The following is a 1,383-nucleotide window of genomic DNA, read 5'->3' on the forward strand; positions in this document are numbered from 1 at the left end:
CCGGCGGCATGTCGCGCCTGATCGTCGACTCCCCGAAGGCCCTCGGCCTGGCGATGATGGCGGGCACGAGCGAGAGGGGGTTCCGGACCGCGGGGCCCTCCCCGAAGGCCCTGGGGAGGACGGCGACCCGGCGGCCGCGGTCGGCGAGGATCTCCACCGTCGTCGCGCGCATGCCGACGAGCAGGCTCCGCCCGTGCCAGGCGGGCCCGGCGACGTACTCGCGCCCGTCGGCCTCGACGTAGCCGCGCTTGTCGGCGCGGGCGGTGACCCACCTCACCGCGTCGAACTCCACGCCGGGAAGGGCGCGCATGGCGGCGAGGTCCTCCCGGTAGGCCTCCCCGTGCGGCCTGCCGTCGCGGCAGCGCGCCGCCGCGTTGATCCTCGCGCATCCCTCGGCGAGGAACGCGTTGAGCTCGGGGAGCGTGCCGAACGCCGGCACGGGGACGAGGAGGTTGCGCCGGAGGAACCCCACGGCGTTCTCGACGGAGCCCTTCTCGTTTCCCGAATAGGGGTTGCAGTACCGGCTCTCGAAGCGGTAGTGGGCCCTGAACTGCGAGAACAGCCTCGATTCCGTGACCTCGCCGCGCACCATCCTGCCCGCCTCGGTGGCGTTGTCGAGCACCATCGCCGCCGGGGCGCGGCCCCAGCGGCGGAAGATCTCGAGCAGCCCGGCGCACAGGCACTCCGACCTCTGCGACATGAGGGCGACGCACTGCCGGTCGTTCGAGTGCGGGAGCGTCGCGACCAGCAGCTTGAGGTCGAGGGTCCTCCCGCCGACCGCGGCGCGGAAGTTCCCGAAATCGACCTGGCAGGTGCCGGGCGCCCACTCGAGCTCGAGGTACCCCTCTCCGCCCGCCGCCGCCCGGGCGAGCCTGAGCTCGCGGACGAACCTCTGCACGGTGGAGTACGAGCCGCCGTAGCCGCGCTCGGCGACGAGCCTGTCGTAGATCCGCCTGGCGGTGTGGCGCTGCTTCCTCGGGGCCCCGAGGTCGGCCTCGAGAACGCCCGCGACCCATTCCTCGTTGCCCTCGAGCGCGGGCCTGCCCCTCCTCCGGGGCATCGGCGCGGCGGGCGACATGTCCTCCATGTCGGCGTACTTCGCCACGGTGTTCCGGCTCACGTGGAGCATTCGGGCGATCTCGGACCTCGAGCGCCCGGCGGCATCCATCGACCGTATATCATTCACTGTGTCCAGGGGCACGGTCATCTCCTCCATCCTTCCCGGGCGGGCTCGCCAAGGTAACCGCCCGGGGAAACCATACGGCGAGGGCCGCGCCCCCGGTCCCCGGGGCGCGGCCCTCTTGCTTAAACTGCTCAATTTTTCGTGCTCACGGTGCTCATTTCCCAGTGATCACTCGGACCACTTCTTAGTGAACATCAACA

General features: G+C 71.1%; 1 protein-coding gene. It reads right to left on the reverse strand.

Annotated features, from left to right (window positions below; translation table 11 throughout):
• A partial coding sequence (gene istA, locus FYJ40_RS08845) for an IS21 family transposase (protein ID WP_154577089.1) occupies positions 1-1,216 on the reverse strand: 1,216 nt, incomplete at its 3' end.
• Positions 1,217-1,383: the final 167 nt, after the last annotated feature.

The organism is Collinsella sp. WCA1-178-WT-3 (M1), assembly GCF_009696325.1.
GTDB lineage: Bacteria > Actinomycetota > Coriobacteriia > Coriobacteriales > Coriobacteriaceae > Collinsella.